At 63.4% G+C, this 25950-nt stretch carries 23 protein-coding genes; 12 read left to right on the plus strand and 11 right to left on the minus strand.

The window, feature by feature from the left end:
• Positions 1-150: 150 nt before the first annotated feature.
• On the plus strand, positions 151-1422 hold the full coding sequence (locus ACHMW6_RS32320) for an ROK family protein (RefSeq protein ID WP_395403281.1): 1272 nt from the start codon (positions 151-153) through the stop codon (positions 1420-1422).
• 10 nt (positions 1423-1432) lie between these two features.
• Here the strand turns inward: ACHMW6_RS32320 and creD are convergent, their stop codons facing one another.
• The 10 genes from creD to rpsL form a co-directional block, all read right to left on the minus strand.
• The gene (gene creD / locus ACHMW6_RS32325; RefSeq protein ID WP_395403283.1) at positions 1433-2785 is read right to left on the minus strand and encodes a cell envelope integrity protein CreD; all 1353 of its coding nucleotides are present in this window, start codon (positions 2783-2785) and stop codon (positions 1433-1435) included.
• 75 nt (positions 2786-2860) lie between these two features.
• Positions 2861-4291: a two-component system sensor histidine kinase CreC gene (gene creC / locus ACHMW6_RS32330; protein WP_395403285.1), complete on the minus strand. Its 1431-nt coding sequence runs from the start codon at positions 4289-4291 to the stop codon at positions 2861-2863.
• Positions 4288-4956, minus strand: a complete 669-nt coding sequence (creB, locus tag ACHMW6_RS32335; RefSeq protein WP_395403287.1) for a two-component system response regulator CreB — start codon at positions 4954-4956, stop codon at positions 4288-4290. The genes creC and creB overlap by 4 nt, the downstream gene beginning before the upstream one ends.
• Positions 4953-5150, minus strand: coding sequence for a hypothetical protein (locus ACHMW6_RS32340; protein WP_395403289.1), 198 nt, complete (start codon positions 5148-5150; stop codon positions 4953-4955). Before ACHMW6_RS32340 ends, creB begins: the two co-directional genes overlap by 4 nt.
• A gap of 51 nt (positions 5151-5201) precedes the next feature.
• On the minus strand, positions 5202-5876 hold the full coding sequence (locus ACHMW6_RS32345) for a M15 family metallopeptidase (RefSeq protein ID WP_395403291.1): 675 nt from the start codon (positions 5874-5876) through the stop codon (positions 5202-5204).
• 95 nt (positions 5877-5971) lie between these two features.
• Positions 5972-6289 (minus strand): 30S ribosomal protein S10, encoded by a 318-nt coding sequence (gene rpsJ, locus ACHMW6_RS32350; RefSeq protein ID WP_028101676.1) that lies wholly within the window; start codon positions 6287-6289, stop codon positions 5972-5974.
• Positions 6290-6405: 116 nt separating this feature from the next.
• Complete coding sequence (gene tuf / locus ACHMW6_RS32355; protein ID WP_395403294.1) at positions 6406-7596, minus strand: elongation factor Tu; 1191 nt, start codon at positions 7594-7596, stop codon at positions 6406-6408.
• A 75-nt stretch (positions 7597-7671) separates the two neighbouring features.
• On the minus strand, positions 7672-9777 hold the full coding sequence (fusA, locus tag ACHMW6_RS32360) for an elongation factor G (RefSeq protein ID WP_395403296.1): 2106 nt from the start codon (positions 9775-9777) through the stop codon (positions 7672-7674).
• Between the two features lie 105 nt (positions 9778-9882).
• A complete protein-coding gene (gene rpsG / locus ACHMW6_RS32365; protein WP_395403298.1) occupies positions 9883-10353 on the minus strand; it encodes a 30S ribosomal protein S7 in 471 nt (156 codons plus the stop codon).
• A 114-nt stretch (positions 10354-10467) separates the two neighbouring features.
• Complete coding sequence (rpsL, locus tag ACHMW6_RS32370; protein ID WP_395403300.1) at positions 10468-10851, minus strand: 30S ribosomal protein S12; 384 nt, start codon at positions 10849-10851, stop codon at positions 10468-10470.
• Positions 10852-11147: 296 nt separating this feature from the next.
• Between rpsL and ACHMW6_RS32375 the strand changes: the two genes are divergently transcribed.
• The 11 genes from ACHMW6_RS32375 to ACHMW6_RS32425 all read left to right on the plus strand — a co-directional run bounded on the left by ACHMW6_RS32375 (position 11148) and on the right by ACHMW6_RS32425 (position 25201).
• Positions 11148-12998, plus strand: a complete 1851-nt coding sequence (locus ACHMW6_RS32375; protein ID WP_395403302.1) for a phosphoethanolamine transferase — start codon at positions 11148-11150, stop codon at positions 12996-12998.
• 135 nt (positions 12999-13133) lie between these two features.
• On the plus strand, positions 13134-14270 hold the full coding sequence (locus tag ACHMW6_RS32380; protein ID WP_395403304.1) for a DUF1624 domain-containing protein: 1137 nt from the start codon (positions 13134-13136) through the stop codon (positions 14268-14270).
• A 73-nt stretch (positions 14271-14343) separates the two neighbouring features.
• Complete coding sequence (locus ACHMW6_RS32385) at positions 14344-15612, plus strand: efflux RND transporter periplasmic adaptor subunit (RefSeq protein ID WP_395403306.1); 1269 nt, start codon at positions 14344-14346, stop codon at positions 15610-15612.
• An 18-nt stretch (positions 15613-15630) separates the two neighbouring features.
• Entirely contained in the window at positions 15631-16335 is a 705-nt protein-coding gene (locus tag ACHMW6_RS32390; protein WP_395403308.1) for an ABC transporter ATP-binding protein, read from the plus strand.
• A gap of 132 nt (positions 16336-16467) precedes the next feature.
• A complete protein-coding gene (locus ACHMW6_RS32395; protein WP_395403310.1) occupies positions 16468-17781 on the plus strand; it encodes an ABC transporter permease in 1314 nt (437 codons plus the stop codon).
• 284 nt (positions 17782-18065) lie between these two features.
• Entirely contained in the window at positions 18066-19025 is a 960-nt protein-coding gene (locus tag ACHMW6_RS32400) for an ABC transporter permease (RefSeq protein ID WP_395403312.1), read from the plus strand.
• Between the two features lie 15 nt (positions 19026-19040).
• Positions 19041-20381, plus strand: a complete 1341-nt coding sequence (locus tag ACHMW6_RS32405; protein ID WP_395403314.1) for a sigma-54-dependent transcriptional regulator — start codon at positions 19041-19043, stop codon at positions 20379-20381.
• Between the two features lie 44 nt (positions 20382-20425).
• Positions 20426-21730, plus strand: a complete 1305-nt coding sequence (locus ACHMW6_RS32410) for a sensor histidine kinase (protein ID WP_395403316.1) — start codon at positions 20426-20428, stop codon at positions 21728-21730.
• A 43-nt stretch (positions 21731-21773) separates the two neighbouring features.
• A complete protein-coding gene (locus tag ACHMW6_RS32415; protein ID WP_395403318.1) occupies positions 21774-22532 on the plus strand; it encodes a spermidine synthase in 759 nt (252 codons plus the stop codon).
• Between the two features lie 223 nt (positions 22533-22755).
• Positions 22756-23565 (plus strand): TonB-dependent receptor plug domain-containing protein, encoded by an 810-nt coding sequence (locus ACHMW6_RS32420; RefSeq protein ID WP_395403320.1) that lies wholly within the window; start codon positions 22756-22758, stop codon positions 23563-23565.
• The gene (locus ACHMW6_RS32425; protein ID WP_395403322.1) at positions 23552-25201 is read left to right on the plus strand and encodes a TonB-dependent receptor plug domain-containing protein; all 1650 of its coding nucleotides are present in this window, start codon (positions 23552-23554) and stop codon (positions 25199-25201) included. The genes ACHMW6_RS32420 and ACHMW6_RS32425 overlap by 14 nt, the downstream gene beginning before the upstream one ends.
• Before the next feature lie 42 nt (positions 25202-25243).
• On the opposite strand, the gene ACHMW6_RS32430 is transcribed toward ACHMW6_RS32425, so the two are convergent.
• A complete protein-coding gene (locus tag ACHMW6_RS32430) occupies positions 25244-25894 on the minus strand; it encodes a pentapeptide repeat-containing protein (RefSeq protein ID WP_395403324.1) in 651 nt (216 codons plus the stop codon).
• Between the last annotated feature and the right edge of the window lie 56 nt (positions 25895-25950).

Consider the following 25950-nt stretch of genomic DNA (forward strand, 5'->3'; position numbering starts at 1 on the left):
GATTTACTAATTGAAAAGCAGGGTCAGAATAGGAGAAATGTAATAATTCGTCAATCGGATGAACAAATGCGATCCGTGCAATGTTGCATGAATACAGCACTGACAGCTTCGTGTATGATCGGCGAACGCCCTACTTCTCCTACGAAACCCATGATTGTCGCTGGCGACCAGCAGATGCTGAAGCAGATCAACCGCATGGCCCTGGTGCGCCAGCTGTGCAGCCAGCCCGGCCTGTCGCGCGCGGCGCTGGCCGAGACTGTGGGGCTGACCAAGTCCACCGTCAGCATGCTGGTACGCGAGCTATTGGACGAGGGCTGGCTGACCGAAAGCGAGCTGCGTTCCACGGGCGCCCTGGGCCGGCGCGCCACGCCGCTGCACATCGATGGCAGCCGCCTCGCGCTGCTGGGCGCCGACATGGGCATCGGCGAGGCCCGCCTCGTCGCCACCAACCTGCTGGGAGAGGTGCTGGCCGAGCGCGTGCTGCCCTACGCGGACGCCAACGATCCCGGCGCCTGCATTGCCGCCGCCGCCGCCGCCATGGCGGAGCTGGCCCGGCCGGACGGCGCGCTGTCCGGCCGCACCGTGCTGGGCACGGGAGTCGGCCTGCACGGCGTGGTCGACGACGTGATGGGCATGCTGCACTACGCGCCGCACCTGGGCTGGCGCAATGTCGATGTGGCGGGCCAGCTGCGCGCGCATTTCGAAGGCACGGCCCTGGCGGGCTTGCCGCTGTATGTGCAGAACGAGGCGAACGTGGCGGCGCTGGCCGAGCTGGAATTCTCCGGCCAGGTCGATGCCGACCCGCTGATCTACCTGAGTATCGGCTATGGCGTGGGCTCGGGCATTATCGTCAATGGCCGCCTGCTGACCGGCCTGTATGGTTTCGCAGGCGAGGTCGGACACACCATCCTGCAACAGAACGGCCCGCCCTGCTCCTGCGGACGGCGCGGCTGCGCCGACGCGCTGATCGGCCTGCAAGCCCTGATGGACGAGGTGTATGGCAAGTTGTCCGGCGCCAGCCCGGAACAGCTGGAGCGCCTGTTCCAGCAGTCGGAATCCGGCGACCCGGCCGCCTGCAAGGCGATCGAGGCGGCGGGACGCAACCTCGGTGTGCTGCTGAATAATCTGTGGGTCGCCTTCGACCCGATGTGCATCGTGATCGGCGGCGCCGCGATCCGCCTCGGCGAGCGCTTCATCGAACCGGGCCGCCGCGTGCTGAACGACTGCGCCAGCGCTACGCTGCTGCCGGCGCCCACCATCCGCACGCCGCGCTTCGGCCTCAACGCCATCGCCATCGGCGGCGGAGCGATGGTGCGCCATTACCTGATGCGCCCCTTCGCCGACGACGGCGCCGCGCGCCGCAACGCCGGCAGAGCGGGCGCCCCTTCCACGCTGGCCGCCGGCTTCTGGGCCTGGAGCTGAGCCCCAGCGATCAGCCCCGCGCTGGCAAAGGGTCGCCGAGACGGTACCAGTCCACCTTGCGGGTCGCCACCATGATGCCTGCCAATACCGCGAACAGCAGGATCGCCCCGAGCAGCAAGGCATTGCTTTCGGAGCTGAGCAAGCCATACAGCACACCATAAAGCACCGTCAGGGCGGCGCCGAAGCTGATGCCGCGCCGGCGGTCATGCAGCACGTGGGCCAGGTAGTAGCCGATCAGCACGATGCACGCGGCGCTGGCCAGCAGATAGGCCGGCAGGAAAGCGATGTGCTCGGAAAGGCTGAGCAGCAGCAGGAAGAACAATGCCAGCGCCAGTCCCACCAGGGCATACTGCACGGGGTGGATCGGCAGCCGTTTCATCACTTCGAACAGGAAGAAGGCGGCGAAGGTCAGCGCGACAAAAAGCAGGCCATACTTGGTGGCGCGGTCCGCCATCGAATACACATTGACCGGCTCGATAAAGCTGGTGCGGATCACGTCCAGCGCCGGCGCGGCGCGCTGGCCCTGCGTTGCACCGCGCTCTGTGCGCAGCAGCTGGTCCTGCGCTTCCGTCGCCAACGATGAAATACGCCACACCGCCTGGAAGCCCTTGTCGCCAACCTCGCGCTGCTCCGGCAGGAAGCGGCCGCCGAACTGCGGGTGCGGCCACGGCGACGACATCACAAAGCGGTTGTTCCTCGCCAGCGGCACGAACTCCTGGCTGTTCATGCCGGACAAATTCAGATCGAAACTGAACTTCACCGGTCCGGGCGTGACGTCCGCGATCTGCAGCGTGGCATGCAGGCCGGCCGGCTGCGAGCGCAGTCCCGAGCCGCGCTCAAATTCAAAGTTCTGCAAGCCCCACACGAGACGCGGAAAATCGTGCACGCCCCGTACGTCGGCGACCGCCAGGGCGACGAACGGCAGACCAAGCTTGATATCGGAGCCAATCACCTTATGCGGAATATCGCTCAGCGGCGGCACCACGAAGTCGCCGCTCACCCTGTGCGCGCCGTTGTACATCAGCACCTGGTGGATGCCGCGGTAACGGCGCTCCGTGCCCAGCCTGGATACGACCTCCAGCTGGTTCGGGAAAATGAGATGCGTGGCGTGCACGGTCTGGCGACGGACTTCTTTCCTGTCGCCGTTCTTTTCCTCTACGTTGTAGCTCTCGTCATAGGGAATGACGAGCACGGGGCCGTACACCTGCTGCTCTCCCACCGAGTCCTGGGCGATGCTCCTTGCCGCATTGTCGCGGAAAACCATGCGCTCACTGATGGTCGACTGGATCATCAGCAGCGGCAAGCCTAACAGCAGCATCAGCACGCCGATGATGATGGCTTTAATGGCTAGATTCTTTTGCATGGGTGGCGCTTTCCGTTGTTAAGGTTGCGCCAGTGTAGAAAGCGAATATGCGTTGACGATGCGTTCTTTGTGAAGTCAGAGCGAAAGGGGGAAAGGCAGGCGCAGGGTGGCGCGGCAGCCGCCTTGCGGAGCGTTGGCGACTTCCACGCTGCCGCCATGCAGCGCGGACACCTCGCGCACGAAGGGCAGGCCCAGGCCAGTGCTCCTTGCGCCGTCCGGCCGAGGCAGCGAATAGAAGCGCTCGAACACGCGCTGCGCTGCATAGTCGGGTATGCCGGCGCCCGTGTCGATGACGTGGATCGCGGCCTGCTCGCCTGCGCGCTGCGCTTCCATGCGCAGCGTGCTGTGGGCCGGTGCGAAACTGATGGCGTTGTCCAGCAGGTTGCCGAGGGCCTGGCGCAGCAGCAGCGGATCGCCGCGCACCTGCAGCTGGCCGGCGACAGCGATGTCGAGCATCTGGCTGCGGTCGGCGAGGCGGGCGCGGTAGTCGTCCGCCACATCCTGCAGCAGCGCGGCCACATCCACCGGCTCGGCGGCATCGAGGCGCTGCTGCTTCTCGACGCGCACGAGGGCCAGCAGCTTGTCGATCAGGTCGCGCTGGCGCGCGTTCTGGCTCTGGATATTGGACAGGAAGCGGCGCCGTTCTTCCTCCGGCATGTCCTCTTCCAGCAATTCAGCCGCGGCCTGGATGGCGGCGATCGGACTTTTCAGCTCGTGGGTCAGCGTGTGCATCAGCGTTTCCACATACTCCTTGCCTTCGAGCTTGACGCGCATCGCTTCCAGCGCGTGGCCCAGGGTGCCGATCTCGGTGCGTCCCAGTTCCGGCAGCACCGCCTTGCGGCCGGCCTGCACATCCTCCACATAGGCCATCAGCTTGCGCAGGGCGCGCGCCAGCCAGAGCGTGACGGCGACGCCGATCAGCAGCGACAGGCCAAGCAGCACGGCGCCGCGGCTCAGGATGATGCGCTGGCTGCGATCGACGAAAGCCTGCACGCTGGAGATGGGCTTGGCCACGGTCAGCACGCCGATGATGCGCTGGCCGTCCCGTATGGGCGCGGCGACGTACATCACGGCGCTGGCGTCGTCTTCGGGATGGCTGCGCGTCATGCGCGCGCCGTACTGGCCGCGCAGCGTCAGGTAGACGTCGTTCCAGCGCGAATAGTCTTCGCCCACGGCCTTCTTCGCGGTATCGAAGCGCACGATGCCTTTTTCATCCGTGAGGTAGATGCGGTAATCGATGCGGCGCTTCGGCAGGCCGCCGATGTTGGCATCGAGCGGACGGGCCGCGGCGCGCTGCAGGCGGGCCAGCAGGGCTTCATCCAGGGCGCTGCCGCGCACATCGTCTGCCACGGCGCCGGCCAGCAGCTGCGCGGTGTCGTTCAGCGTGTCCTCCAGCGTGGAGCGCACGCCGGGCTTGACCTGTTCGACAAAGACATTCAGCAGGAACCACGCGGCCAGGCCCACCACCAGGAAGTAGCCGAGCAGGATGCGCAGGCCGATCTTCATGCCGGCGGCAGGCTGTAGCCCATGCCGCGGTGGGTCTGGATCGGGTCGGCGGCGGGGTCGATGGCGCGGATTTTCGCGCGCAGGGATTTGATGTGGGCGTCGACGGTGCGGTCGAGCGTGTCCGGCGCGTCGGACCAGACGCGGTCCATCAACTGGGCGCGGGAGAGCACGTGGCCGGGATGCTCGATGAGAGTCTTCAGCAGCAGGTATTCGTAGCGCGTGAGGTCGAGGGGACGGCCGCCGTACAGCACGCGCGCTTCGGCGGCGCGCAGCTCGAAGGCGGGCGCGCCGACCGCCGGCCCACCGGCGCGGCGCAGGATCACCCGCACGCGCGCCACCAGTTCGCGCGGCGAAAACGGCTTGGTGACGTAATCGTCCGCCCCGATTTCGAGGCCGACGATACGGTCGATTTCATCGCTGCGCGCGGTCAGGAAGATCACCGGCACATCGGAAAACTGCCGCAGGCGGCGGCACACTTCCAGCCCGCTGATATCGGGCAGGCCGACGTCCAGGATCATCAATGCCGGCGGCGTTGCGCGCGCCGAGGCCAGCGCCTGCTCGCCGAGCGTGATGTGCAGGGGCTCGTAGCCATCCTTGCGCAGCGCGTAGGCGATGCTGTCGGCAATGGCCGCCTCGTCCTCGACGATCAGGATCGCCTTGTTCACTGCTTCTCTTCGCCGGCCTTGTCAGCCGCTTCCTTTGCCTTGTTCTGGCTTTCCTCCAGCTGCTTCAGCGCGTCCTGCGCCCTGGTGCGCTGCTCGCCCATGGCCTTGATATCCTGCGCCGCCTGGTCCGCAGGATTCTTCTTGCCGCAACCGCCAAGCGCCGCCAGCACCACGATCAATCCCAATACCTTCATTTCGCCTCCCAGCTCTGGAACCGCCATATTGACATAAGTCGCGGCGGCCGCCTAAGGCCCGTCGACGTTCTGCACGTGGTTGCGGTAGATGTCGGGGAGCAGGTCGAGCACGAGGTCGCGTCCCAGCATGTCCGATTCGCGGACGGCGCGGGCGACCATGTCGATGTCGAGGGCGGCGAGCGCCGGCTGGGCGGTGGCGATGTGGCTGAGGTGCCAGGGTTCGGGGTACATGCCGCCGCGCCAGGTGCGGTAGGGGCGGAAGAAGCCGAAACTGGCGAGGTGCAGATCGAGCCAGGCGTGCAGGTGTTCGTAGACGCCGCCAGGCGCCACTTCCTCCGGCAGCAGCTTCACCTTGTAGCCGACGGGTTGGGTCGCGCGGTCAAAGACATCGATATCCGTGCCCCAGTGGCGGCGCGTGGCGCCCGGCAGCGCCGACCAGCCGAGGATGGCCCATACCAGCTGTTCCGGCGCCAGCGCGGCGGCATCGCGCGGCTGACCATGGTGGTCGCGCAGGGTACCCTCGCCGGAGAATTTGCGGTTCCAGATGCGCACCTGGCCCGCCAGCGGACGAAACGATGCGCAGGGCAGCATGTCGATCCCGTCGCGCAACGCCGCTTCGCGCATGACCAGAAAGGCGGCAGCCACCTCAGGCCGGGCGGCAAAGCGCGGCTGAGAATACTGCTGCACGTGAGTGCGGGCGCGGCCCGTCAATTCCCATTCGTCCATCGCGGCTCCCGATGACGCTAAAAGAAAAAGGCCGGTCCGCGTGAACGGACCGGCCTTTCTGTGGCTGGCGGCTCAGGGCCGCCTGCCGAAACCGATTACTGCAGTTTGATTTCGACGTCCACGCCAGCTGGCAGGTCCAGCTTCATCAGGGCGTCAACGGTCTTGTCGGTCGGATCCACGATGTCCATCAGGCGCTGGTGGGTGCGGATTTCGAACTGGTCGCGCGAGGTCTTGTTCACGTGCGGGGAACGCAGCACGTCGTAACGCTGGATACGGGTCGGCAGAGGAACCGGACCTTTGACCACAGCGCCGGTGCGCTTGGCGGTGTCAACGATTTCCAGGGCGGACTGGTCGATCAGCTTGTAGTCGAAAGCCTTCAGGCGGATGCGGATCTTTTGGTTTGGAGCGGACATGCTATTTCCTTAAAAAGAACGAACCGGCAACTTTGCGTCACCAGCAATGTAAGTAAGTACAGCAACTGGGCCGACATGATAGCACATGTCGGCCCAGTTGTTTCAGCGCTTAAAAATTAAGCGATGATCTTGGCAACAACGCCGGCGCCAACGGTACGGCCGCCTTCGCGGATTGCGAAGCGCAGACCTTCTTCCATAGCGATCGGGGAGATCAGCTTGACGGTGATCGACACGTTATCGCCAGGCATAACCATTTCCTTGTCGGCTGGCAGCTCGATGGAACCGGTCACGTCGGTGGTACGGAAGTAGAACTGCGGACGGTAGTTGTTGAAGAACGGGGTGTGACGGCCGCCTTCATCTTTCGACAGAACGTAGATCTCGCCGGTGAAGTGGTCGTGCGGCTTGATCGAGGCTGGCTTGGCCAGAACCTGGCCACGCTGCACGTCTTCACGCTTGGTGCCGCGCAGCAGCAGGCCAACGTTGTCGCCGGCTTGACCCTGGTCCAGCAGCTTGCGGAACATTTCCACGCCGGTCACGGTGGTCTTGACGGTGTCAACGATACCAACGATTTCGATTTCTTCGCCGACCTTGATGATGCCGCGCTCAACACGACCGGTCACCACGGTGCCGCGGCCGGAGATCGAGAACACGTCTTCCACTGGCATCAGGAAGGCGCCGTCAACAGCGCGTTCCGGAGTCGGGATGTAGGTGTCCAGTGCATCGGCCAGACGCATGATGCAGTCTTCGCCCATTTCGCCCGGCTGGCCTTCCAGGGCCATACGTGCCGAACCCTTGATGATTGGCAGGTCGTCGCCTGGGAACTCGTACTTGGACAGCAGCTCGCGCACTTCCATTTCCACCAGTTCCAGCAGTTCAGCGTCGTCCACCAGGTCGCACTTGTTCAGGAACACGATGATGTAAGGAACGCCAACCTGACGCGCCAGCAGGATGTGCTCGCGGGTCTGCGGCATTGGGCCGTCAGCGGCGGAGCAAACCAGGATCGCGCCGTCCATCTGCGCAGCACCGGTAATCATGTTCTTGATGTAGTCGGCGTGGCCTGGGCAGTCAACGTGGGCGTAGTGACGTGCCTGGGTTTCGTACTCGACGTGCGCGGTGTTGATGGTGATGCCGCGTGCTTTTTCTTCTGGAGCAGCGTCGATCTGGTCGTAAGCTTTAGCTTCGCCGCCGAACTTCTTCGACAGAACGGTTGCGATAGCAGCGGTCAGGGTGGTCTTGCCGTGGTCAACGTGACCGATGGTGCCTACGTTCACGTGCGGTTTAGTCCGCTCGAACTTTTCTTTTGCCATTTTAATTCTTCCTTAGAACTATGAATTTAAGGTTTGCGGCCTGCCGGAGGATCGCCCCAGCAGGCCAAATCAAGATTACTTCGCTTTCGCGGTGACGATTGCGTCGATCACGTGCTTAGGCGCTTCGGAGTAGTGCTTGAATTCCATCGTGTAGGTTGCACGGCCCTGGGTTGCGGAACGCAGGACGGTCGAGTAGCCGAACATCTCGGACAGAGGAACCTCTGCCTTGATGATCTTGCCGCCGCCGCCTGGGATCTCGTCCATGCCCTGCACCATACCGCGGCGGGACGACAGGTCGCCCATCACGGTACCGGCGTAGTCTTCCGGCGTTTCCACTTCCACAGCCATCATTGGCTCCAGAATCACTGGGGACGCTTTACGGCAGCCTTCCTTGAACGCCATCGAACCGGCCATGCGGAATGCATTTTCGTTCGAGTCCACGTCGTGGTAGGAACCGAAGGTCAGGGTGACTTTAACGTCAACCACTGGGTAGCCAGCCAGCACGCCGCTGTTCAGGGTTTCACGAACACCCTTCTCAACTGCAGGGATGTATTCGCGAGGAACGGTACCGCCCTTGATCGCGTCGATGAACTCGAAACCCTTGCCGGCTTCTTGCGGTTCGATGGTCAGCACAGCGTGGCCGTACTGGCCGCGACCGCCGGACTGCTTGACGAACTTACCTTCCGAATCCACAACGGTCTTGCGGATGGTTTCGCGGTATGCCACCTGTGGCTTGCCGACGGTCGCTTCCACGCCGAATTCGCGCTTCATACGGTCGACGATAATTTCCAGGTGCAGCTCGCCCATACCGCCGATGATGGTCTGGCCGGATTCTTCGTCGGTCTTCACGCGGAACGAAGGATCTTCCTGTGCCAGGCGGTTCAGCGCCAGGCCCATTTTTTCCTGGTCAGCTTTGGTCTTCGGCTCAACAGCCTGCTGAATCACTGGCTCTGGGAACACCATGCGTTCCAGGATGATCACTGCGGTTGGATCGCACAGGGTTTCGCCGGTGGTCACGTCTTTCAGACCAACTGCAGCAGCGATGTCACCAGCGCGCACTTCCTTGATCTCTTCACGCTGGTTGGCGTGCATCTGCAGAATACGGCCCAGACGCTCTTTACGGTTCTTCACCGAGTTCAGCACGGTGTCGCCCGAGTTGATGGCGCCGGAATACACGCGGAAGAAGGCCAGCTGACCAACGAACGGGTCGGTCATGATCTTGAATGCCAGCGCGGAGAATTTCTCCTCGTCCGAAGCTTTACGGGTTGCAGGCTGCTCATCGTCGTCGGTACCGGCAACGTCGTCGATGTCCACTGGGGATGGCAGGAATTCAACAACCGCGTCCAGCATTGCCTGCACGCCTTTGTTCTTGAATGCAGTGCCGCACAGCATCGGAACGATTTCCGAAGCGATGGTACGCTGGCGCAGGGCGGTCTTGATCTCTTCTTCGGTCAGATCGCCTTCTTCCAGGTACTTGTTCATCAGCTCTTCCGACGACTCGGCAGCTGCTTCCACCATCTTCTCGCGCCACTCCTGAGCAACGTCGACCAGTTCCGCAGGGATGTCACGGTAGTCGAACTTCATGCCCTGGGAAGCGTCGTCCCAGATAATCGCTTTCATCTTGACCAGGTCAATCACGCCAGCGAAGGAATCTTCGGCGCCGATTGGTACCTGGATCGGTACTGGGTTTGCCTTCAGGCGAGCACGCATCTGCTCGTAGACCTTGAAGAAGTTGGCGCCGGTACGGTCCATCTTGTTCACGAAAGCCAGACGAGGGACTTTGTACTTGTTAGCTTGACGCCACACGGTTTCCGACTGTGGCTGCACGCCGCCCACTGCACAGTAAACCATGCAGGCGCCGTCCAGAACACGCATCGAGCGCTCAACTTCAATGGTGAAGTCCACGTGGCCCGGGGTGTCGATGATGTTGATGTGGTGTGGCTTGAAGTTGTTCGCCATACCACTCCAGAAGCAGGTAGTCGCTGCGGAGGTAATGGTAATACCGCGCTCTTGTTCCTGCTCCATCCAGTCCATGGTGGCGGCGCCGTCGTGCACTTCACCAATCTTGTGGTTCACGCCGGTGTAGAACAGCACGCGCTCGGTAGTGGTCGTCTTACCGGCGTCGATGTGAGCGGAGATACCGATATTACGGTAGCGCTCAATGGGGGTCTTGCGGGCCATAGTTAATCCTAAATCTTTTAATGGACAAAACCGAGCAGCATTTTTTGAATCAAAAATGTGCCCGGCCTGAACAACTCAAGGGGCCGGACGATCCGGCCGAATGTATTAGAAGCGGAAGTGCGAGAACGCCTTGTTCGCTTCAGCCATACGGTGCACCTCGTCACGACGCTTCATCGCGCCGCCGCGGCCTTCCGCAGCTTCCATCAGCTCACCGCCCAGGCGTTGTGGCATGGATTTCTCGGAACGCTTGTTCGCGGCTTCGCGCAGCCAACGCATGGACAGGGCCAGGCGGCGTACTGGACGCACTTCAACCGGCACCTGGTAGTTAGCGCCGCCAACACGGCGGGACTTCACTTCAACCATTGGCTTGGCGTTGTTGATCGCTGCGGTGAACACTTCCAGAGGATCCTTGCCGGATTTCGATTGGATGTGGTCAAACGCACCGTAGATGATGTTCTCAGCAACCGACTTCTTGCCGGACAGCATCAGAACGTTAACGAATTTAGCGACTTCGGTGCTACCGAATTTTGGATCCGGCAGAATCTCGCGCTTGGGTACTTCACGACGACGTGGCATGTTATTTCCTTCCTGTCTTCAGTTGAGCGCCACTGTTTTGGCACTCGCGGAGGCCATCTTAGCCTTCCACTTACTCGGTCTCGCGACCGCCTCAACTCATTTAAATTGCAAGAATTACTTCTTGGTGGCCTTAGCGCGCTTCGCACCGTACTTGGAGCGAGCCTGCTTACGGTCTTTAACGCCCTGGGTATCCAGAGAGCCGCGAACCATGTGGTAACGAACACCTGGCAAGTCTTTTACACGACCGCCGCGGATCAGAACAACCGAGTGTTCCTGCAGGTTGTGGCCTTCACCGCCGATGTACGAAATGACTTCGAAACCGTTGGTCAGGCGCACTTTTGCAACTTTACGCAGTGCCGAGTTAGGCTTCTTAGGAGTGGTGGTGTACACACGGGTGCACACGCCACGCTTTTGCGGGCAGTTTTCAAGTGCCGGCGATTTGCTCTTCACGACCAGAGCGGTACGTGGGCTGCGAATCAATTGATTGATGGTTGGCATCGTTCTTAATCCAACAAAATTACAGCATTGACATCCCAGGCTCGCTTGCCTGGGGGCTAAAACCGATTCCCGATGAAGTCGCGCAAGAGGCGCAAAAAGCCACCCTCAGACGGAGCGGCTGGCAAACGCGTATACGAGGCGCAGACTAAATTGAGAACTCGCGAGTATATACCGTGTCAACAGAGCAGTCAATCGGTTTTGCTGAATAATGTGGCAGACGGCGCCCCGCGGGGAGCCTCCCATTGGAGAGGGAATACCACCATAATAGCGCTCGTTTTCGCCATTTTCCCGCCTTTATGCAATATATGCTGCGTCCCGCCCATCTGTTCATCCTGCTCAGCTACCTGGCCCTGTCGCTGGTGCCCTTCGTGCCGATGGCGCTGGGCAAGCCGGTGGACATGGCCTGGCAGCTGGCGGGCATGGAAATCATGGCATGGACGGCGGTTTGGGCCGTGTTCAAGCGTCCGGCCTATTTTCACTGGCTGTTGGTCCCGGCCTTCCTGGCGCTGCCGACGGAGATTTATCTATTTGTCTTCTACGGCCAGGGCATCTCCACCCATCACCTGGGCATCCTGGCCGAAACCAGTCCGCGCGAGGCGCTCGAATTCCTGGGGCAGAAGGTGTGGACCATGCTGGCCGTGATGGTTGCCGTGGCGGTGTGGTGGGTGCTCACTTTCCGTGCAGCCCGCCAGACGCGCGAGATGGACTGGCATGACAAATCGCGCTGGGTGGCCATCGGCGCCCTGGTGCTGCTGGGTGCGGTGGCCGCTTATGGCTATGAGTTCGGGGCGAGCGCGGCGCCGAAGCCGGGTGCGGCGCGGATGTCCGCCCCCACGTCGGCATCGGTGTCGGGCAGCGCCAGCGACGATGACGCATCTGACGCGCCGGCGGCCAAGCCGATCGCCGCTGCCGGCAACACGGGCTGGAAGCTGCCGCCCCTGCCCTACTGGGCGCGCGTGCCGGTGGCGGGCAAGGCTTTCGGCGAGTCCTGGCCCTTCGGCCTGGCTGTGCGCGGTTATGACTTCTATAAGGAGCGCCGCTACCTGGCGGAGCTGAACGAACGGAGCGCGAAGTTCGCCTTCCACGCCAGCCAGCCGGAGCCGGACAAGCTCCCGGAAGTGGTGGTGGTCGTCATTGGCGAGTCCTCGCGCTACGACCGCTGGAGCCTGAACGGCTACGGGCGCGAGACCAATCCGCTGCTGTCCAAAGAGGCAAACCTGGTGCCGCTGGCGGACGTGGTGTCCGCCGTCTCGGCCACGCGGCTGTCGGTGCCGGTCATCATTTCGCGCAAGCCGGCGCGGCAAAGCCTGAAGGATGGATTCAGCGAAAAGTCCTTCCTCACGGCCTACAAGGAAGCGGGCTTCAAGACCTGGTGGCTGTCCAACCAGATCTCGTTCGGCCAGTACGACACGCCGGTGTCCGTGTTCGCCAAGGAAGCGAACGTGATCCAGTTCCTGAACCTGGGCGGCTTCACCAACAATTCGAATTTCGACGAAATCCTGTTCGATCCGCTCAAGCTCGCCCTGGCCGATCCGGCGCCGAAAAAGCTGATCGTGCTGCACACCCTGGGCAGCCACTGGAACTACAGCCAGCGCCACCCGAAGGCCTTCGACAAGTGGCAGCCCTCGCTGTTCGGCATCGACAAGCCGGTGTACACGGACCTGAAGATCAAGCCCCAGCTGAACAACAGCTACGACAACTCGATCCTCTACACCGACTGGTTCCTGTCGCAGGTGATCGGCCGCCTGAAGCAGGCCGCGCCACTGTCCTCGCTGATGTATGTGGCCGACCACGGCCAGACCCTGTACGACAACGCCTGCCGCCTCGCCTTCCACGGCCACAACACCCAGTACGAATTCCACGTGCCAGCGTTCATGTGGTACTCGGATGATTACCAGGTGCGTTATCCGGAAAAAATCGACCAGCTGAAACGCCACCGCAAAACGAAGCTGGCCACGGAGAACTTCTTCCACACCCTGGTCGACATGGCCGACATCCGCTACCCCGGCGACCACCTCGAATGGAGCTTCCTCAGCCCCGAGTTCACGCTGCACAAGCGCTATGTGGACAGCTATGGCTGGTCCAACTACGACAACGCCACCTTCAAGGGCGATTGCCGTGAAGTGATCGACAAGTCCCGCCGCTGACGTTCTTAGAACCCAAGGCGCAAACCTGGTGTCTGCCACGTCGTGGCAGACACCTGTTTTTATGCCGTGGGTTGTAATGCTTGCTTCGGCGCGCCGGCAGCATGAGAATGAGCAAAAATAAACAGGGAGACCAGCATGCCCAGGACTGCGCGCCTTGCCAGCATCGATATGCTGCGCGGGCTGGTGATTGTGTTGATGGCGCTCGACCACGTGCGCGACTACTTCGGTCCCGCCACCTGGGGCCCGGAACAGCTGGACCAGACCACACCAGCGTGGTTCTTCACGCGCTGGATTACGCATCTGTGCGCGCCGACCTTCGTGCTGCTGGCCGGCAGCTCAGCCTTCCTGCGCGGCACCAACTGCGGTATCCCGGCCCTGTCGCGCTACCTGGCCACGCGCGGCGCCCTGCTCCTGCTGCTGGAGGCGACGTGGATCAGCTTCAGCTGGCAGTTCGGCTATAACGTGATCATTTTCCAGGTGCTGTGGGCGCTGGGCGTGGGCATGATTTTCCTGTCGCTGCTGGTGTGGCTGCCGCAAGCCGCGGTCGCGCTGATTGCCGCGCTGCTCATCGTGCCGCATAACCTGCTGGACGCGCTGCAATCGAAAAATCCTCTGTGGCAGGCCTGGCACCAGGGCGGCTTCACGGCGCTCGGCGATTCCGGCTTCGGCATGGTGTTTGTCTATCCGCTGATGCCCTGGCTGGGGCTGATCGCCGCCGGCTACGCCCTCGGCCCCGTCTTCCTGTGGGATGCCGCCCGCCGCCGCCGGCTGCTGCTGACGGCAGGCGCGGTGCTGTTGCTGGTCTTTGTTGCCCTGCGCAGCGGCAACTTCTACGGCGACAACCAGCCATGGACGCCCCAGCACGCCGGCGCTATGTGGGACCTGATTTCCTTCCTGCGCGTGCAAAAATATCCGCCCTCGCTGCTGTATATCTGCGTGACGATGGGTCTCTCGCTGCCGCTGCTGGTGCTGCTGGAGCGCGTCAGGCCGATTCCGCTGCTGATGCTGTTCGGCGGCTCGCCCATGTTCTTCTACGTCATCCACATCTCCCTGATCCACTTCCTGGCCGGTCCCTACTTCCTCGCCCGCTACGGCGCCTTGCCGCAGGGCAGTCCGCTGGGCATGACCTTCCCGGATGGTTACCAGCCCTCGCTGCCGGTGGTTTACGCGGCCTGGGTCGGCATCATCGCCATCATGTACGGCCTGACGCTATGGTGGCGCGGACACTACGGACGGACGCGGACAGCCGTCCGGCCCGTCCACCCCTTGTAAAATCAATCACTTAGCCACTGGCACAGTTCGTGCATCGTCGGGTGCAATACAACGCCGACGATAGACCGAACACATGATCCGCGACACCTCCCATCAAGACACCGTGATCGCCACGCCATCCGGCCGCATCGCCAAACGCCGCGCCATCCTGGCCGTGGGCGCGGTGGCGATCCTGGCGGCCGCCTACGGGTTGCTGAAGACCTGGAACGGCAGCGAGCACTCCGTCAACGCATCCCGCCTGCGCATCGCCGAAGTCACGCGCGGCACCCTGATCCGCGACGCTGCCGTCAATGGCCGCATCGTGGCCGCCGTCAGCCCGACCCTGTATTCGACCGCGCCGTCCACCGTCACGCTGAAAGTGCATGCGGGCGACACGGTGAAGAAAGGCGATGTGCTGGCCGTGCTGGAATCGCCCGACCTGGCCGATGAGCTTAAGAAGGAACAGTCCAGCTACAACGAATTGTCCGCCGAAGTGGCGCGCCAGCAGATCCTGGCCCGCAAGCAGAAGCTGGCCGCGCAGCGCGAAGCCGACACCGCCGAAATCGAGCGCGTGTCCGCCATGCGCACGCTGCAGCGCTACGAGAGCGTGTCCAACGAAGGCATCGTGGCCAAGATCGACTTCCAGAAAGCCAAGGACGCGGTGGCTGCCGCCGAGATCCGCGCCAAACACACCAGGCAGGCGGCGGAGCTGGAACAGGACAATGTCGCGCTGGAACTGAAGACCAAGAGCGCCCAGCTGGAACGCCAGAAAGCCGTGCTGTCCAACGCCCAGCGCCGGGTCGAAGAGCTGACGGTGCGCGCGCCGGTTGATGGCTTCATCGGCACGCTGTCTGTGGCCAATCGCAGCGTGGTGCAGGCCAACGTACCGCTGATGACGCTCGTCGACCTGAGCCAGCTCGAAGTGGAACTGGAAGTGCCTGAGACTTACGTGAATGACCTGGGCCTGGGCATGAATGCGGAAATCGAAGTGGCGGGCGTGAAGACGACCGGCAAGCTGTCCGCCTTGTCGCCGGAAGTGGTGAAGAACCAGGTGCTGGCGCGCGTGCGCTTCAACGGCAAGCAGCCGGAAGGCCTGCGCCAGAACCAGCGCCTGTCCGCGCGCCTGCTGATCGACGAGAAGCCGAATGTGCTGATGGTGCAGCGCGGCCCCTTCGTGGAATCGGAAGGCGGACGCTATGCCTACCTGGTGCGCGACGGCATCGCCGAACGCACGCCGATCAAGATGGGCGCGACCAGCGTGAGCGCCGTCGAAATCATCAGCGGCCTGAAACAGGGCGACAAGATTGTTATCTCCGGAACCGAAAACTTCGAGAACGCGGCGCGCGTCTCGATCAACCAATAATCCACACAGGAGTACACCATGCTGCGCATGCAGAACCTGAGCAAAGTCTACCGCACCCACATGATCGAAACCCACGCGCTGCGCGGCTTCGAAATCGATGTCAAGCAGGGTGAATTCGTCACCGTGACCGGTCCTTCCGGCTCGGGCAAGACCAGCTTCCTGAACATCGCCGGCCTGCTGGAAGACTTCACCAGTGGCGAGTACATCCTGGACGGCATCAATGTCAAAGGCATGGACGACAATGCCCGCTCGCGCCTGCGCAACGAGAAACTGGGCTTCATCTTCCAGGGCTTCAACCTGATTCCCGACCTGTCCCTGTTTGATAACGTGGACGTGCCGCTGCGCTACCGCGGCTTCAATGCGGCCGAGCGCAAGGAGCGCATCACGGACGCGCTGACCAAGGTGGGGCTGGCTTCACGCATGAAGCACTATCCGGCGGAGCTGTCCGGCGGCCAGCAGCAGCGCGTGGCCATCGCGCGCGCACTGGCAGGTTCGCCCAAGCTGCTGCTGGCCGACGAACCGACCGGCAACCTCGACACCGCCATGGCGCGCGGCGTGATGGAGCTGCTGGAGGAAATCAATGCAGAAGGCACGACCATCCTGATGGTGACCCACGATCCGGAACTGGCGCAGCGCTCGCAGCGCAATGTGCACATCATCGACGGGCAGGTGTCGGATCTGGTGCGCAAGTCGCCGACACTGTCCGTCGCACGCGAGGCGTAGACGCATGCACGGCGGATCAATGATCCGCCCTACGCTGTACGTCGTGGAAATTGTGAGAACCGTCGAATGATCGAGGTGCGTAGGGCGGATCATTGATCCGCCGATGCGTACCGCAAACGGAGAATATAAAAAATGTTCCAATACTATTTCATGCTGGGCGTGCGCAGCCTGCGCCGCAACCCGGCGCTGACGGCGCTGATGGTGCTGATCCTGGCGGTCGGCGTGGCGGCGAGCGTAGCGACGCTGACCATCCTGCACGTGATGTCCGGCGACCCGTATCCGCACAAGAGCGAGCGCATGATCGTGCCGCTGGTCGATAACGGTCCGATCGAAGGCTACACGCCGGGCGAGGAGCGCAACGACAACCAGGCTTCCTACCGCGACGCAGTCAATTTCCTGAACAGCAAGCAGGGCGACCGCCGCACCGTGGTGTATGGCGTGGCCGGTTCCGTGGAGCCGGACCGCAAGGACATCGGCGTGTTCACCGCCGAAGGCCTGGCGCCCACCCGCGACTTCTTCGACATCTTCGAAGTGCCCTTCCTGTACGGCCAGTCCTGGAGCGCCGCCGAGGACAAGGACGCGACGGATGTCGTGGTCCTGGGCCGCAAGCTGTCCGACAAGCTGTATGGCGCCACGAACCCCGTCGGCCAGCGCATCAAGCTGCTGGGCAACAGCTACCAGATCGTCGGCGTGATCGACACCTGGCGCCCCGTCCCGCGCGTGCACCGCATCATTGGCGGTCCTGGCGCCTTTGGCGACGAGGACGAATTCTTCATCCCCTTCAGCACGGCCATCCGCCACGAAACGGGCCACAACGGCAGCATGAACTGCTCCAGCTACCGCGACCCGGGCTGGCAATCGCTGCTCGACTCCGAGTGCACCTGGCTGCAGGTATGGATCGAACTGCACTCGGCCAGCGACCGCGCCGACTTCCAGAACTGGCTGGACGCCTACGCTGCCGAGCAGCGCAAGCTGGGCCGCCTGAAGCGCGCTGCGCCGAACGTGCAGTTCAACCTGATGCAATGGCTGGAAGAGATGAAGGTCGTCGGCAAGGACAGCCGCATTTCCGCCTGGCTGGCCTTCGGCTTCCTGATCCTGTGCCTGGTGAACACCATCGGCCTGCTGCTGGCGAAGTTCTCGGTGCGCGCCCCGGAAATCGGCGTGCGCCGGGCGCTGGGCGCCTCGCGCAAGGAAATCTTCACCCAGTTCCTGATCGAGAGCGCGGTGGTCGGCCTGGTGGGCGGCGTGCTGGGCCTGGCCCTGGCTATTGGCGCGCTGTCGCTGATCGGCAGCATCTCGAAGCAGCTGGCCATCGTCACCCATATGGACTGGCTGATGCTGGGCGTTACCTTCGTGATGGCGGTGAGCGCCGCCATTCTGGCCGGCCTGCTGCCAACCTGGCGCGCCTGCCAGGTGACGCCCGCCCTGCAACTCAAATCCCAGTGAGGAAACCATGGAAATCAAACCGATTTTCGCCGCGCTGATGCGCAACAAGACCGGCCCCATCCTGGTCGCCGTGCAGGTGGCGCTGTCGCTGGCAATCCTGGCCAATGCGCTGCATATCGTGAACGTGCGCCAGGCCGTTTCCGCCCGCCCGAGCGGCGTGGTGGCCGAAGAAAACACCTTCAGCCTGCGCGTGCGTCCACTGCGCATGGGCAGCCATGAAGAACAGCTGGCCACGCAAAAGGCCGAAAACGGCGGCGCTGCGCGCGGTGCCGGGCGTGGTCTCCGTGGCCGGCACGATCCAGGTGCCGCTGTCCAACTCCGGCAACTACAACAGCCTGGCCGCGGTGCGCGAGCAGCTGAAGGAAAGCACCAACGCGGCCATGTACGTCACGCCCGATTCGCTGGTGAAGACCTGGGGCCTGAAGATCATTGAAGGCCGCGACTTCAACGAAGCCGATGTGCTGGAGATCGATCAGAACGCCAGCAAGGCCTTCCCCAACGCCACCCTCATCACGAAGAAGGTGGGCGAGCGGGTATGGCCGGGCGCCACCAGCTATGTGGGCAAGACGCTGTACTACGGCACCGGCAAGGAAGCGCGCCAGGCGCAGGTGATCGGCGTCATCGAGAAGCTGCAGACGCCGAGCGCCGCCGTCGGCGACGATGGCGAAACGTCGACCATCGTGCCGGCCCGCCTGACCGGCAATACGCGCACCATGTACGCCATCCGCGCCGAACCGGGCCAGCGCGACCGCGTCATGCGCGATGCCGAGCAAGCCATGCGCAATCTGCACAAGGGCCAGGTGGTCACGCGCGTGCGCACCATGCTGGAAGACCGCACCGACCGCTACAAGGCTGACAATGCGCTGGCCTGGATGCTGATCACGGTGAGCGTGCTGCTGCTGATCGTCACCGCCAGCGGCATCGTCGGCATGGCCAGCCTGTGGGTCACGCAGCGCCGCAAGCAGATCGGCGTGCGCCGCGCACTGGGCGCCCGCAAGCTGGACATCCTGCGCTACTTCGTCACGGAGAACATCATGATCACCACGGCCGGCATTTCCGCCGGCCTGCTGGGCGCCCTGGCGCTGAACCAGCTGCTGGTCAGCAAGCTCGAATTGGCGCGGTTGCCGGCCGAGTACATGATCGTCGGCGCCATCCTGTTCTGGGCGCTGGGCATCTTTGCGGTGTATGGGCCGGCCTGGCGCGCCGCGTCGATTTCCCCCGCGCTCGCCACCCGCAGCGCCTGATGTTATGCTTTGTGCATGCCTACTGTACTGATCATTGACGATAACGCGGCGGTCGCCGTTGCGCTCGAAGTCCTGTTCTCGCTGCACGATATCGATGCGCTGCGCGCGGCCTCGCCGGAAGAGGGCCTGGCCCTGCTGGAAAAGCGGGGCGCCGCCATCGACCTGGTGCTCCAGGACATGAACTTCACTGCCGACACCACGTCCGGCGAGGAAGGCGTGGCCCTGTTCCGCGAAATCCGCAAGCGCTACCCCGACTTGCCGGTGATCCTGCTGACAGCATGGACCCACCTCGACGCGGCGGTCGACCTGATCAAGGCCGGCGCCGCCGACTACCTGGCCAAGCCCTGGGACGACAAGCGCCTGATCGCCACCGTGCAGAACCTGCTGGAGCTGGGCCAGGCCAATCGCGCCCTGCGCCAGCGCCTGCAGGGCGACCTGCGCCAGCGGCGCGAACTGGAGCGCTTCGACCTGCGCGGCATGGTGTTTGCCGACCCGGCCACCGAGCGCGTGGTCACGCTGGCCTGCCAGGTGGCGCGCGCCGACGTGCCGGTGCTGATCAGCGGTCCGAATGGCACAGGCAAGGAACGCATTGCGGAAATCATCCAGGCCAATTCCTCGGTCAAGGATGGTCCCTTCGTCGTGCTGAATTGCGGCGCGCTGCCGGCGGAGCTGATCGAAGCCGAACTGTTTGGCGCCGACGCCGGCGCCTACACAGGCGCCTCCAAGGCGCGCGAAGGCAAGTTCGAGGCGGCCGACGGCGGCACCCTCTTCCTCGACGAAATCGGCAACCTGCCGCTGGCCGGGCAAATGAAGCTGCTGCGCGTGCTGGAAACGGGACGCTTCGAGCGCCTGGGCTCCAACCGCGAGCGCCAGGTGCAGGTGCGCGTGATCAGCGCCACCAATGCGGACCTGCAGTCCATGATCCGCGCCGGCACCTTCCGCGAGGACCTGTACTACCGCCTGAATGTGATTGAACTGAAGCTGCCGCCGCTGGCGGCGCGTCCCGGCGACATCCTGCCGCTGGCGCGCGGCTTCCTCGGCAACGGACGTCGGCTGCGCGCCGATGCGGAAGCGGCCCTGCTGGCGCATAACTGGCCGGGCAATGTGCGCGAGCTGAAAAACGTGATGGCGCGCGCCAGCCTGCTCGCCACCGGCGACGAGATTGCCGCCGACGACCTGGGCTTGCCGGCGGCCGCGTCCACCGGCGCCGGCGCGGACGCCGAACCTGACCGCGAGGCGATCGTGGTTGCACTGAGCCGCGCCAATGGCGTCGTGGCGCAGGCGGCCGCCGAACTGGGACTGTCGCGCCAGGCCTTGTACCGCCGCATGGAGCGGCTGGGTATCGCGCGGCCCTGATGTCCGCACCGGCGCCGTCAGACAAGCCTGTGCCGCATAAGCGCATGCGCTTATCCCTGCTCACGCGCTGGTCGGCCCTGGTCGGCACGCTGCTCACCGTCGGCATCCTGATTGCATTGGCCCTGATGCGCCTGATGCCCGACCAGCCGCTGGTCGTGATCGGCATCTGCCTGCTGTGCGTAGTGCCGATTTCGATCATCACGATCCGCATCCACCTTGAGCAAACCCTGTCGCTGTACCGCGCGCTGACCGGCACTGTGACCAGCTACCGCGACGGCGACTTTTCCTTCAGCCTGCACTGGCCGCAGAACGATGAGCTGAGCGACCTGGTAGGCGCGCACAATGAGCTGGGCCAGGTCCTGCGCGAGCAGCGCCTGGCGCTGGTGCAGCGCGAACTGCTGCTGGATACGATGGTGCAGCATACGCCCGTGGCGATGCTGCTCGTCTCCGACAGCGGCGCCATCGTCTACGGCAATATCGCCGCCCGCCAGCTGCTGCACGAAGGCCGCAAGCTGGAAGGAGCCCACCTGCACGAGATCATGCAAAACGCCGCGCCCGCGCTGCGCGAAGCGATGGGTCGCGGCGGAGACGGCCTGTTCACGAGCGGCGAAGCGGAGGAAGAGGAAGTCTTCCACCTGGCCCGCCGCAGCTTCAGCCTGAACGGGCGCCAGCATGAACTGATCCTGCTGCGCCTGCTCACGCCCGAATTGCGCCGCCAGGAAGTGCAGACGTGGAAAAAAGTCATCCGCGTCATCAGCCATGAGCTGAACAACTCGCTCGCGCCACTGACCTCCCTCGCCCACTCCGGCGCCGAACTGGTGCGCCGCGGCCAGACGGAACGCCTGCCGCAAATCCTCGCCACCATCGAGGAACGCACGCGCCACTTGGAAAGTTCCATCCTCGGCTACGCCCGTTTCGCCAAGCTGCCCACGCCCCGACTGGACCCGCAGGACTGGCAAGCCTTCGTCAGCGGCCTGGCCGATCAGGTGCAGTTCAAACTGGCCGGCGACGTGCCGCAGGAACCGTCCGCCTTCGATGCCGCCCAGATGGAGCAGGCCCTGCTCAACCTGCTGAAGAATGCCCACGAATCCGGCTCCCCGGCACACGAGGTGGTGCTCGACGTGCGCCGCGTGCAGGGCCTGCTGCGCATCGAAGTGCTGGACCGCGGCCCCGGCATGAGCGACGCCGTGCTGGCCAACGCGCTGGTCCCCTTCTATTCCACCAAGCGCAGCGGCACCGGCCTGGGCCTGGCGCTGGCACGCGAAATTGCGGAAGCCCACGGCGGACGCATCACGCTGGCCAACCGCGACGGCGGCGGCCTGGCGGTCACGATGGTGCTGCCGATATAGCCCGGCGCGGCGGGCGGGCCCCGGATCGGGTAAACTGCCGGCCATGCAAAACCGACGTTTCGACCAGCCAGGCCACCCTCCCGCCACCATTACCGAATTTGAAGGCGTTCGCTCGCTGCACCTGGGGACCTCCTGGGTCCAGGGCGCCATGCGTCTCTCCAAGCCGGACAATATCGAGCTGGAATATGTGCAAATGATGACGATGTGGATGCTGTTCCTGCAACAGCCGCGCCACATCGTCCAGCTTGGCCTGGGCAGCGCGGCGCTGACCAAGTTCAGCTACCGCCGCTTCCCCGATGCCCGCGTAACGGCCATCGAACTGAATCCCAATGTGATTGCCATCTGTGAAGCACTGTTCGGCCTGCCGGCCAATGACCAGCGCCTGCAGGTGCGGGAAATGAATGCGATGGACTGGGTTACCGATCCGGCCAACCACAATACCGTGGACGTGCTGCAGGTCGACCTGTACGACGAGGAGGCGCGCGGCCCGGTGCTGAGCAGTCCGGAGTTCTACCAGGCTTGCGCCGACTGCCTGAGCGCCGATGGCATCATGACAACAAACGTTTTTGGTGAATTCAGCAATTACGACAAGAACCTGAGCGCGATGGCGGAAGTCTTCGACGCCGTCGTCTGGCTGCCGGAAGTCCACGATGCCAACATCGTCGTACTTGCATTTAAGAACTCACCGTCGCTGGACTTCAGCGTGCTCTATGACCGTGCGGCCACCATCAAGAAACAGATGAACCTGAACGCGAAAGCGTGGGTGAACGGGTTGAAGGATTGGATGCAGGACCAGCAGTGAAGAGCGGTGAAAAATTCAGCACTGTTGTAAAAAACCCATACCCAATTTATATGGGGGCATAAGGTTACTTTATTCCCAAGTGTTGTGCACGAAATATTGTTTATTGTGCACATTCCGCAACATTACGATACATCGGCTTTTGTCTGTATCAAATGTGCGCGTTACGTATTTTTTTCGCGTTGCTTCCGGTAACGCCAAGAAAACACAACGAGAGAACGCTTATATGAAGAAAGCCGCGCCCGCAGCACCTCAGTTCAAACGTACCATCCTCGCCAGCGCCATCCTGCTGGCAGCCGCCGGCCAGGCCTGGGCCCAGACCGACACCCCACCCGAAGAACAGAAAGTGATCGTGCTCGGTTCCCGCTCGCCGGCCAAGACCGCGCTGGATACCGCGAACCCGGTCGGCCTGATCAGCCTGAAAGACATGGAAACCGCCGGCCCGCTGGAACTGGGCAAGCTGCTGCAGACGCTGGACCCGTCGTTCAACTTCTCGTCCACCTTCATTTCGGACGGCACCGACATCATCCGCCCGGCCACCCTGCGCTCCCTCGGCCCTGACCAGCTGCTGGTGCTGGTGAACGGCAAGCGCCGCCACCAGCAGGCCCTGGTCAACGTGCAGCAAACCGTGGGCCGCGGCTCGGCCGGTACCGACATCAACGCCATTCCGCTGTCCGCCATCCACCACGTGGAAGTGCTGCGCGACGGCGCGGCCGCGCAGTACGGCTCGGATGCAATCGCCGGCGTGATCAACATCGTGCTGAAGAAGAATGTGGGCGAGACCGCCCTGTCTGGCCAGCTGGGCACCACCTCGGAAGGCGACGGCGACCTGGTGTCCGCCAGCCTGAACCGCGGCTGGGCCATCGGCGACCGCGGCTACATCAACCTGACCCTGGAAGGCCGCAAGCGCGACGAAACCAACCGCGCCGGGCCGGACACGCTGCGCGTCAATCCGCCGCGCGTGACCCCAGCGCATCGGCGACTCCGATGCCAAGGATGCTTACCTGTGGTGGAACGCCGCAGTGGCGGCCGATAACGGCGGCGAGTTCTACGCCTTCGGCGGCGCGTCCAAGCGCAGGGGCGATTCCTCCGGCTTCTTCCGCTCCAAGGGCGATGGCCGCACCGTGCCGGCCGTGTATCCGGAAGGCTTCCTGCCGAATATCCGCACCACTGTGAAGGATTACTCCACCGCCTTCGGCTTCCGCAAGGACCTGGCCAACGAGTGGAACTTCGATATCAGCGTGAACTACGGTCACTCCGAGCTGGGCTTCCGCGAGGCGAACACGATCAACGTGTCCTACTGGTATGAGCCGAAACCGGGCGGCGGCATCTATGCCGAATCGCCGCTGTCGGCCGATACCGGCAAGTTGAAATTCAACCAGACCACCTTCAACGCCGACCTGAAAGGCCCGATGAAGCTGGGCGGTGCTGAAATCTTCCTGGCGACCGGCTTCGAATGGCGCCGCGATAACTACCAGATCGAAGCGGGCGATCCGGTGTCCTACCAGTATGGCCGCAGCAACAACCCGGCCATCGTGATCAAGGACCAGACGGGCGGCGTGGCTGCTGCGGGCACCCAGGGCTTCCCGGGCTACACCCCGGCCACCGCAGTGGACGCAGGCCGCCACAATATCGCTCTGTACCTGGACGCAGAATACCGTCCGTTCAAGGAACTGCTGCTGGCAGGCGCCGTGCGCTACGAGGATTACTCGGACTTCGGCAAAACCACCACCGGCAAGATCAGCGCACGCTGGGATCCGACCGAGCAGTTCGGCCTGCGCGGTTCCGTGTCCACCGGCTTCCGCGCTCCGGGCGTGCAGCAGGAGTTCTACAGCTCCGTATCGACCAACCTGAATGCGGCTGGCGTGCTGACCGAAACCCTGACCGCGCGCCAGGGCAGCCCCGTGACCAAGGCACTGGGCATCGCTCCGCTGAAGGAAGAGACTTCGAAGAGCGCGTCCATCGGCATGGTGCTGCGTCCGGCGAAAGACACTTCGCTGACCGCCGACCTGTATCGCATCAAGATCGACGACCGCATCGTGTTCTCCAGCGTGATCGAGCCTGAAGCGAAGGGTGGCCCGATCGCCAATGTGCTGATCCCGCTGAAAGTGGGCCAGGCGCAGTTCTTCACCAACGCGATCGATACCACCACCACGGGCCTGGACATCGTGGCCGAGAAGACCCTGCGCTTGCCGTCCTCGACCCTGGTGCTGTCCGGCCAGCTGGGCTTCAACAGGACCAAAGTCGATGGCCGCCACTCCACCTCGTCCATCCTGAGCGGCACCCAGCTGTTCGACGATTCCCAGGTGACCCTGATCGAACATGGCCAGCCACGCAAGCACCACGTGGTCGCAGCCGACTTCACCACCGGCCCATGGAACGCCACCGCACGCGCCAACTACTACGGCGAAGTGCAGGGCCAGGGCTTCACCCCGGGCTATATCCAGACCTGGGCCGCCAAGTGGCTGCTGGACATCACGGGCCGCTACAGCTTCAGCAAGAAGACCCACATTTCCGTGGGTGTGAACAACGTCTTCGACACCATGCCGACCAAGTGGGACCCGGTCAAGGCAGCGCCCTTCCCTCAGCTGGGCTTCACCCACTGCTGGGAAACCTGCCCGTTCGGCATCAACGGACGTTCGATGTACGTCCGTTTCGACACCGCGTTTTAATCCCGGTAGTCTTCAACACGGCGCCTTCGGGCGCCGTTTTTTTTACGCCACCACCAGGCCCAGTTCGCGCATCAGCGCCGCGGCCTGCGCGTGCGAGATGACGGCGCCCTTGAACATGGCGTCGGCCACGCGCACGCCTTCGATGTGTGCGCCGCGCAGGTCGGCGCCGCTGAACTTCGCCTGCTTCAGCACCGCGTTGCGAAGGCTGCCGCCTTCGAATACCGCGTCGCGGAAGTCGCAACCGGCGAGGTAGGCGTCGGAGAAATCCAGCTCCTTCAGCGTGGCGCCCTTGAAGGAGAAGCCGCGCAGGTCGGCGCCCACCAGCAGGGTTTCCTCGAAATGCAGGCCCAGATGCGCCACTTCCTCGAACGAAGCGCCCGTCAGCTTGCAGCTCCTGAAGCTTGCCGACGCCAGCTTGGCGCGACGCCATTTGCTGTTATTCAGGTCGCAGCCGGCGAATTGCGCGTCGACCGCGTCCACCGACTCGAAATCGGCGCCGCCGGCGCGGCAGCGCAGCCATTTGCTGCCCGCCAGTCTGCTGGCAAAAAGCACGGTATCGGCAAAAGTGCAGCGTTCAAAGGTGCAGGCTTGCAGGTCCAGGCGCGACAAATCTTCGCCGTCGAACGAGCAATCCGAAAAGTGTTTTTGCGACTGCGCGAGTGCGCTTTCAAACGTGGCCCGGTCCATGGTCATATTACTTAGAAGAGGGATTGCGGTGGCGCTGCGCATGAGCGAAGATAGACGCAGCA

Origin of the sequence: Pseudoduganella sp. UC29_106 (assembly GCF_044055365.1) — a bacterium.
Classification (GTDB): domain Bacteria; phylum Pseudomonadota; class Gammaproteobacteria; order Burkholderiales; family Burkholderiaceae_D; genus Rugamonas.